We start from the raw sequence: 8,143 nt of genomic DNA, 5'->3' as shown, positions 1-8,143 counted from the left end.
TGAATGGGGATTATTGAGTTTAGCCCATAATATGATGAAAATTCCTGCATGAAAATGAGTAGTAAATGGGATTTTTTAATTTTTTTCAGTATCAAGTACTTAAAATAAAAAAAAAGGCCGTCCCATATTTTGTTTTGAGACACCCCCTTGACGCAAACACAACTTCGTCTCAATCCCCTATTAGCGGGGAAGTTTTCCTACGATAACGCAATATCCAGAAATATGTATGTTAGAAGCAGGGTTGGTCTCAATCCCCTATTAGCGGGGAAGTTTTCCTACGTCTATTATGTTAGTGAGTGAGTTCTTAAAATATAAGAACTCGTCTCAATCCCCTATTAGCGGGGAAGTTTTCCTACACTGAATATGATTCTGAGGAAGAGCATTTCATCATCAATGGGTCTCAATCCCCTATTAGCGGGGAAGTTTTCCTACTTTTATGGTTATAGGGCGGGTAATCAACACGCCTCACGACTTGGGTCTCAATCCCCTATTAGCGGGGAAGTTTTCCTACAAGCAACAGTTTGGAAGCAATTGGTGTTGTAGAAGGAACGCAGTCTCAATCCCCTTTTAGCGGGGAAGTTTTCCTACTTGAAATGAATTACAGGAAAAAATTATCGTCCCAGCTGGAAGTGTCTCAATCCCCTTTTAGCGGGGAAGTTTTCCTACAAGGTAAAAATACTATTTATGTTATACATATCCCCTGTGGTTGTCTCAATCCCCTTTTAGCGGGGAAGTTTTCCTACTAATACTTAATTGCAACCACATACCAATAGTATTTGCTCGGGTCTCAATCCCCTTTTAGCGGGGAAGTTTTCCTACTCTTGGGGTTATAACCTCTGGAATTTCCAGCGTTTTCAAGCCATTTTCCGCCAACCTCCCCAACAAATTGCATAAAAATGTTGGCACTTTTTATACAACACTTGTAAAGCCTGGAATTTCCAGCACTTTCGTGGCCGCCAACCTCCCCCAAAAATGGCCGTTTTATGTCACTTTCATAGGTTGGCGGAAGCTTATACCCCCTCTATTTATACAGTTTTCAAAGAACTGTCAAGATTTTACATAATTAATTTAATTCATCAAAACATACATTTATCATTCTGTCAAGCACTATTTTTTAACCATATTCTTCAGCAAATATAATATTGTTTATACTCGCCTATACCCTGGGTTGTTACTCCATACTGTTTTTTCTTTTGCCAGCATCGTGCACATAATGGTATGATTATCAATGAATCTTCTTTTTCAAGGATTGTCTTTGCTTCTTTACGCATCCTTGCTATTGTCTCCTGACTGCACATTGCTTCAAAGACCGACTTTTGCACCCGCACACCATACTGTTCCATAATCTTTGCTATGCGTCTCAGTCGTTTTTCATCACGGATGTCATATATTACCAGCCAGGTTTCCATACACTACCTTTAGCGTATTTTAACAGTTACTATCTCACAAAATTAAAAACGTATCAAGGGAAAGCATTTGCCCTGTTCCATCAATAATAACTTTTTTACGGCACTCTGAACAAATTGGATACACGTATATCTTGTCTTCCCCGATATCTATCAGTGTCATCAAATTTTTAATTAAACTATCTAACATTTCATCATCCATTTCAACATTAAAAAAAGAATATTGCACCCGTATGCCCATTCGTTCCAATTGCTTTGCCACACGGGTTAAACGTTTAGGATGACATATATCATAGCAAATTAAATATTTCATTTTACCTCAAATGGTTTGTACTGGCTTTCTTCATCATTTATTACACGCTTGCAATGAGCTACCTGTTGTGCTATTATTTTGCGGTACGATAGTTGTTTTTGAAGGGGCATATAGTAGTAAGTTTCTTCAAGTTTTGCTTCAAACTTTTCTATTACTTTCTTCAATCCTTCTTTTGTTAAAAGCACACCTTTGCGGGTAGTCACTGTATCTTCTTCCTCATCCATTGGCTCCAGCGGATACTCGTCATCATTGCTGGAAAAATCTATTGTACGGAAATCTTCAGGGTTAAGTATTCCTAAATTAAACAGTGCCACTGTCAACGTGTCACACACTGGCGATCTAAATTCTTCCATTAAATCGAATATCAGGGATTTTCGACCATATTCAACTGTATGCAAATAGCCCACATAGGTGTCCATACCTTCTGAAATGATGTAGCTTTCAATTAAATGATTTAGTAACGTATAGGTAAAACTTAACACCGCATTGACATTATCACGAGGCGGGTTCATACTTCTTCCATTAAATTCAGCCCAGTGTGGAATTATTGCATGTTTAATTGCTCCAAAATACATTCGGGAAGCTGCACCTTCATAGCCACGCAATTCATTGGTAGTTGTTGCAGTTTCAAGCTTTTCTATTATATTTTTCATTGAGGATACACAATCCTGTAGTTGTGTGGTTTCTTTATGCTTTCGCTTTATGCGGTTTGCTAATACTAGCTGGTTTTGTATTTTGCCATCAATAATGCTTTTGCACCATTGCAAAATAAATTGTTCGTTGTTAAGTTTATCATATTGTTTTTTGCGTAATAATACATTCTTGCTGTCATCAAAAACCAACTTACCATTAAACAATCCATTTTTATTTAGAAAAACCACTTCTATTTTACAATGCATCAGCAGTTTCAATGCTTCCGGTGTTATTTCAATATTACCTATTATAAATAGGCGCTGGGTATTATGGGGAAAAAATTTTGATACAGTACCATCAGGATATAAAAAGTTAAACATGCGGTTGTTTCTATAGAGCTTTCCATAATCAGATATTAAATATATATCTGACATATTAACACCTCCAAAAAAAAAGATGTAGCACGCAGGCAGTGCCTGCGGCTACTAAAGCAATCAACCCGCCCGTTTATATTTTTGTTTTACCCTTCCCATTCGGTGTGTTAGCACAAATGTTGTAATCAAATGCCCATCTTTTTCAACCACCACCACTCCGCCCTTTTCGTACATCTTCAGCAATTGATGCCGCAGTTCATTAATTTCAACCAGCAATTCGTGTATCTGCTTCTTATCCATTATTACCCTGTCACCAACCTGATAGCCAAAAACTTGCACCAGTTCTACCATGGTGTTTGTTATGCCACGGTTGTTCATTTGTTTTACACAATGTTGTGTTGTTGTCATTGGCATCCCTCCCTAATAATTAATTTTTATGTTGGCAATTTTCTTTTTATAATGTAAGGATAATCCTTATAGTGTATTGCCCAAAGTGTTATTACAAGTATTTCATTAGCCTTACAAGTTATATGACTGGGGTAAAGCGGATTATATAGGATTTTTTTTAAAATTTTTTATTAAGTAACTGCACAACTATAGTATTTCTATTACACAAAAATTTTTCATGTTTTCTGATAATAAGTAAATACCTTTTTCTATATTCTCAAAAATAGCAACACCATTGTAAACATTAGAATGTACACCTTTTTGGTTGTTGATAAGCCAATACGTGACATCACTGTTGTTAGTATGTATTTCTATTACAATAGTATCTTTATGAGCGATAGTTCTTAATAATGTGGGGTTGCTGAAAGATGTTATATTATAGTCAACAATACTATCGTTACTCTTGCTACTTAACACACTAACAGTATCATAATGCATTACATTTTCATGGTTTAAGGGAATAATTGTATCATTATCTAATTTAATGCTAATTTTAGGTGATTGCTTTTTATCATAATTTTCATATTCTGGGATTATATCAAAGTCTTCAAGCATATATCGACAATAATTGCATTCAGCAAGGTGAGCATAAATTTCAGGATATTCCCTTTCATCAAGTTTCCCTTCGGCAAAGGCAATTACCTTTTCTATCATGCCTTTGGCACAAAAATCACTGTGCAGCAATTTATGTAAATACCTTTTATTTTTCATAGTATATACTATCAACGTACTGAGGATACTTTGTTTTTAGTAATTTTTGAAGTTTAGTACGAGCGTTATTATAATGTTCTGATACTGTAGGTTGTTTTATTTTAAGCTTTTCAGCTATCTTTGACTGGTTTAATCCATCAAACTCCACCATAATAAATATAAGTCGCTCTTTTGCAGTAAGGTTTTGTAATTCATCTTCAAGTATTTGTTTAAACTCCTGATTGATGAATATATTTTCAGGATTCATACGATCATCATCAGGTATTTCATAGCTATTACTTTCATCTTCATCATCATTATGTATCTTTTTGCTTACAACATGTATTTTCTTTGAATACTTCCTTTTACAGTAATCAATAAACACAGATCGGGCAATATAATGTAACAAATAATTTTTTAGTGAACATTCACCTCTAAACTTTTCAAGCGCACCGGATATTAATTTAACATAAATATCCTGAAGTACATCATCAACCTCATCATCATCCAGAATATTGTTGTATTTATTGTTTAAATTATTAATATATTGTATCAATACATAATGATACTTATGTATAATTGTATCTATAGTACAATCATTGTCCTCATTATGTATTTCAAGATATTCCATAAAAATCACTTTATTATATTTTGTAATTAGTGTTATACACATATCCATTTATTGTCAATCTTTAAATTAATATAGATTAGGCTTACATTGTAAGACGTCTAATAACATCATATAATAGGTAAAAAATCATTGAATTATTTAATCACTTATTATATATGATGTCTTAATATTTGTATTGCTAACTAGTATAAATATGAAACAATTAAACACACTTGAAATATTATTAAAACAATACAGTACATTGAGCACAAAAAGCCAGCGTTTTACATTTTATTTTAATTCCATATGCCCAATTATTACATCACTATTAAAAGAACAAATAAACCAAAAAATTAAAAATAATGCACTATCAAAATATTCAATGCTTGTTGTTATGGTTGGCCCAAACCCAAACCCACCATTGATTATAACTAATGCCATTAGTCCTGAACATCTTATTGTTTTTTACCCAATTAATCACAAGAAGATACTTGATACTTATTTTTTGCCTTTTCTGGACCCACATATTGATAAAGAATCCATCATAACAATTCCTATTGATTATAATAACCATGACATTAATTACAATAGAATGTATCATGCTTTATCCAGACTACCGCAAACAAAAATCCTATGCGATATAACAACAGGGAAAAAAATATCCTCTTTTCAATTAGGATTGATTGCAAAAAAGTTAGGATTTGATATTTGTTACCTTGATGCAGAGCAATATATTAAAAATTCGGATATTCCAGTACCCGGAAAAGAGTCATTATACCTGTATACTTCAGGTTCTGATGAACCAACAACAATTAATGTACAGCAGCAAAATCAATTACGCATTCACTATCTTCCTAATTCTCATACACTGCTTTACATTATAGATAACACTCAGGGCACCTTCAAATATATTCATGATGATTTTTCTTATTCAAGTATTGAAACAATAAAACAGGAAATAGATTTATTCTATAAAAAAATTAATACTCATATTCTAAATCAATTATCAGTCAATAAGCTTATTGATGAGCTATCGGATAATATTTCTTCTTTGTTTAAATTGTACCAATTTGCTCATCTATTACATAATCCTAATATTCAACTTTATCTTGATATTGAACTTGCAGGAATCCCATGGGAAATACCATTACATCACCAGTTTAAAGTACAATTGCCAATAACTCGTATAATAACGCAAAACTCTTTAGACAACATGAAATATAAAACACTACCAAAGTATGAAGGCATTTTGTTTATAATTGGTTCAAATAATAATATTAATAATTTTTATAACAACCTGAATTATATAGTTAAACAATTACAAACAGATCATAAAATAAATGTGATAGAAGCAAAGTCTAAAGGTTTTGTACAAAAAGAATTGGTAAAACATAGGTATGCAGCTATAATTTATTATGGGCATGCACAATTTAATAATGATGTGGAAAAAACAGGGTGGGTTTGCCACAATGGTGAAATTTTTAATTCTAAAAATTTTTCAATACTATCCACCAAACCTCCTGAAACAATAATTTCAATATCGTGCAATTCTGCATGGTGCTTGCCTTTTTCAAACCACTCTTTAGCATATAACGCTATACAGGCAGGTGCAAAATCATTCATTGGTGCAAATTATTTTATTGACTATACAAAAAGTTTGGAATTCATACATCACATTATACATACAGCTGTTAATACAACCCCAAGCTTTGAGACATTCAAGCAATCTTTTGCACATTTTTATAAAACAAAAAATAAAGATGTCATTATTCCATATAATTTTGTCTTTTACTCCCAATAGTTTTTTATTTAATTCAGACTGTGATTATTGATAAAACCTTTTCCAGTACTTCCCATATCTCTTTATATATATCTTCACATTTTTTTATGTCTTTTCTGAAATTTGCATGATTAATATCATTACGTATTTGAGTTAATTGATTATATATGTCACTTAATAAAAGTATTAATGGATCTGATAACAAAGGTTCAATTTCTTTATTTTCATCTTTATGTACTACTTTTCCTCTTTTTTGAGAATTTATTTTATAGAATGCACTTCCAACCAGTTCCCTGTACTTCAGATTTTCATAATCCAGCCTAAATTTTATACATACCAGCGTTATTAATGACTCCTGTAAAATTGTAATGCTTTGTTGAATTAAATTGTGCTGAAGACACCACCAAGATGCAACTATTCCTTTTTTAGCATTTATTACATCATCAAATTCTTTAAATAGATCCAATTTTTGCAAAATGTTATCAAGTAATGGTTGCAATGGTTTTAAAGATAAAACCTTGCCATTAAAATGTTCTTTAAGTTCTTGTATATCCCTATATAATTTTGCAAAATTATATTTTATAATATCTTTTCCTCGGCAATATGCAAAATTTTGTGTTATAGTTTTTAAACTTTCCGCTATATGTCGTATTTTTTGTGATATTTCATCCTTACCTTGTGTTTCTTTTAAAATTGGCTTTACAGTATTTAATGCATATTTGCTTATTTCATTTGCATCACCATATTGTATAAAGTTATAAACTCCATTTGAAAATTGTAATAAATACACAAAACTGCTTAAATCAATAATTGGTGCATTTCTTTCTTCAATGTTTTTTAAAGCAATATCCTGTAATCTTCCTAATGATTCTATAGCACCATAGTATAATCCAATAAATGAAACATTTTTAACCATTTGTAGATAATTAATCACGACCACAGCAAACATTGGTATAGCTCTGAAGGCATGAGTTACATCAATTATAATTTCATCACCCTGATTAACAGAATTAATTACCGCATCAAATATACTCCATATTTCATCTTCATTCCGTCCTCCGTAAATTGTCACATATTTTACTGTAACATTTTTTTCCTGAGCAAATATCTGCAATACCTTTTCAAGCCCATCAATTTTTTTATTATCATAACTTGTACCAGTTACCCAATTCGTTTTATATGCTTCCTGGGTAACAAACACAATAATTGAATCTCCTTTACCCCATTCATTACAAAACAGCTTTGCTATAGCTTCCTGAACATAATAAACATTTTTGATGACCACATTGTTGTATTCATAATTACACTTAAGGTATTTATTAGTCCCCAAAAAACTTAACATTACTTTAGCCATACATTTTCCTCCAGTAGAATAATACATCACAACATTCTATATCTTCTAAACATAACATGTTTGAAAGTATGCACATTGACTACTTCACCATTTTCATTTGTTTTATTTTCATATTTTCTATGTGTAGTTGAATATACTGGTATTCTTTTAAGTTGCAATGCCCAGGATACGATGATAAATGTTGCTCCGAAATCTCCATGCACTAATATATAATCACCCTGGTTAGAATGGTTAGCAAGCCAGTTTAAAATTGGCTCTATAATTTCAATTATGCTTTCTTTATCAGGAGGTATTTGTTCCCATAAATTTTGCAAATTTTTAGGTGGGAATATAAATTTATCAATTTTTAAGGTTATCAATGCATCTTCTTTTTGGGTCTCTTCTAATTTATGATTCATTAATATAAACATTGCCGTCATAGGACATTCCTTATTTTTTGTTTTAAACCTAAGATTTACTGGGATATTACGTTTTTATATATAATAGTTATGAAATTGGAGTCAATCTTTATTTTATTAAAGTAAGACAAACATTAG

General features: G+C 31.7%; 9 protein-coding genes and 1 CRISPR repeat array. Of the genes, 1 reads left to right on the top strand and 8 read right to left on the bottom strand.

Features of this window, described 5'->3' with window-relative positions; translation table 11 throughout:
* Positions 1-166: 166 nt before the first annotated feature.
* Positions 167-819: a CRISPR direct-repeat array (repeat unit 35 nt; unit sequence GTCTCAATCCCCTATTAGCGGGGAAGTTTTCCTAC).
* Between the two features lie 308 nt (positions 820-1,127).
* The 6 genes from cas2 (AB1444_04775) to AB1444_04750 all read right to left on the bottom strand — a co-directional run bounded on the left by cas2 (AB1444_04775) (position 1,128) and on the right by AB1444_04750 (position 4,494).
* Positions 1,128-1,409, bottom strand: a complete 282-nt coding sequence (cas2, locus tag AB1444_04775; GenBank protein ID MEW6525967.1) for a CRISPR-associated endonuclease Cas2 — start codon at positions 1,407-1,409, stop codon at positions 1,128-1,130.
* Positions 1,410-1,443: 34 nt separating this feature from the next.
* Positions 1,444-1,719, bottom strand: a complete 276-nt coding sequence (cas2, locus tag AB1444_04770) for a CRISPR-associated endonuclease Cas2 (protein MEW6525966.1) — start codon at positions 1,717-1,719, stop codon at positions 1,444-1,446.
* Positions 1,716-2,786, bottom strand: a complete 1,071-nt coding sequence (gene cas1 / locus AB1444_04765) for a CRISPR-associated endonuclease Cas1 (GenBank protein MEW6525965.1) — start codon at positions 2,784-2,786, stop codon at positions 1,716-1,718. Before cas1 ends, cas2 (AB1444_04770) begins: the two co-directional genes overlap by 4 nt.
* Before the next feature lie 60 nt (positions 2,787-2,846).
* Complete coding sequence (locus AB1444_04760) at positions 2,847-3,134, bottom strand: hypothetical protein (GenBank protein ID MEW6525964.1); 288 nt, start codon at positions 3,132-3,134, stop codon at positions 2,847-2,849.
* A 186-nt stretch (positions 3,135-3,320) separates the two neighbouring features.
* Positions 3,321-3,884 carry a zf-HC2 domain-containing protein gene (locus tag AB1444_04755; GenBank protein ID MEW6525963.1) on the bottom strand — a complete coding sequence of 188 codons (564 nt, stop codon included), beginning with the start codon at positions 3,882-3,884 and terminating at the stop codon, positions 3,321-3,323.
* Entirely contained in the window at positions 3,874-4,494 is a 621-nt protein-coding gene (locus AB1444_04750; GenBank protein MEW6525962.1) for a sigma-70 family RNA polymerase sigma factor, read from the bottom strand. The genes AB1444_04755 and AB1444_04750 overlap by 11 nt, the downstream gene beginning before the upstream one ends.
* A 193-nt stretch (positions 4,495-4,687) precedes the next feature.
* Here AB1444_04750 and AB1444_04745 point away from each other — a divergent pair, with 193 nt between their 5' ends.
* Entirely contained in the window at positions 4,688-6,274 is a 1,587-nt protein-coding gene (locus AB1444_04745; protein ID MEW6525961.1) for a hypothetical protein, read from the top strand.
* 13 nt (positions 6,275-6,287) lie between these two features.
* Here the strand turns inward: AB1444_04745 and csx2 are convergent, their stop codons facing one another.
* Together csx2 and csx20 are read right to left on the bottom strand one after the other, a co-directional pair.
* Positions 6,288-7,607: a TIGR02221 family CRISPR-associated protein gene (gene csx2, locus AB1444_04740; protein ID MEW6525960.1), complete on the bottom strand. Its 1,320-nt coding sequence runs from the start codon at positions 7,605-7,607 to the stop codon at positions 6,288-6,290.
* Between the two features lie 26 nt (positions 7,608-7,633).
* Positions 7,634-8,026: a CRISPR-associated protein Csx20 gene (csx20, locus tag AB1444_04735; protein MEW6525959.1), complete on the bottom strand. Its 393-nt coding sequence runs from the start codon at positions 8,024-8,026 to the stop codon at positions 7,634-7,636.
* Positions 8,027-8,143: the final 117 nt, after the last annotated feature.

The organism is Spirochaetota bacterium (genome assembly GCA_040756435.1).
Lineage (GTDB): Bacteria > Spirochaetota > UBA4802 > UBA4802 > UB4802 > UBA4802.
This window is presented reverse-complemented; position numbering and strand designations above follow the sequence as displayed.

Bases quoted from the DNA above. Each gene is read 5' to 3' on its own strand.
- cas2 (MEW6525967.1), bottom strand. From the start codon at position 1,409: ATGGAAACCTGGCTGGTAATATATGACATCCGTGATGAAAAACGACTG.
- cas2 (MEW6525966.1), bottom strand. From the start codon at position 1,719: ATGAAATATTTAATTTGCTATGATATATGTCATCCTAAACGTTTAACC.
- cas1 (MEW6525965.1), bottom strand. From the start codon at position 2,786: ATGTCAGATATATATTTAATATCTGATTATGGAAAGCTCTATAGAAAC.
- AB1444_04760 (MEW6525964.1), bottom strand. From the start codon at position 3,134: ATGACAACAACACAACATTGTGTAAAACAAATGAACAACCGTGGCATA.
- AB1444_04755 (MEW6525963.1), bottom strand. From the start codon at position 3,884: ATGAAAAATAAAAGGTATTTACATAAATTGCTGCACAGTGATTTTTGT.
- AB1444_04750 (MEW6525962.1), bottom strand. From the start codon at position 4,494: ATGGAATATCTTGAAATACATAATGAGGACAATGATTGTACTATAGAT.
- AB1444_04745 (MEW6525961.1), top strand. From the start codon at position 4,688: ATGAAACAATTAAACACACTTGAAATATTATTAAAACAATACAGTACA.
- csx2 (MEW6525960.1), bottom strand. From the start codon at position 7,607: ATGGCTAAAGTAATGTTAAGTTTTTTGGGGACTAATAAATACCTTAAG.
- csx20 (MEW6525959.1), bottom strand. From the start codon at position 8,026: ATGACGGCAATGTTTATATTAATGAATCATAAATTAGAAGAGACCCAA.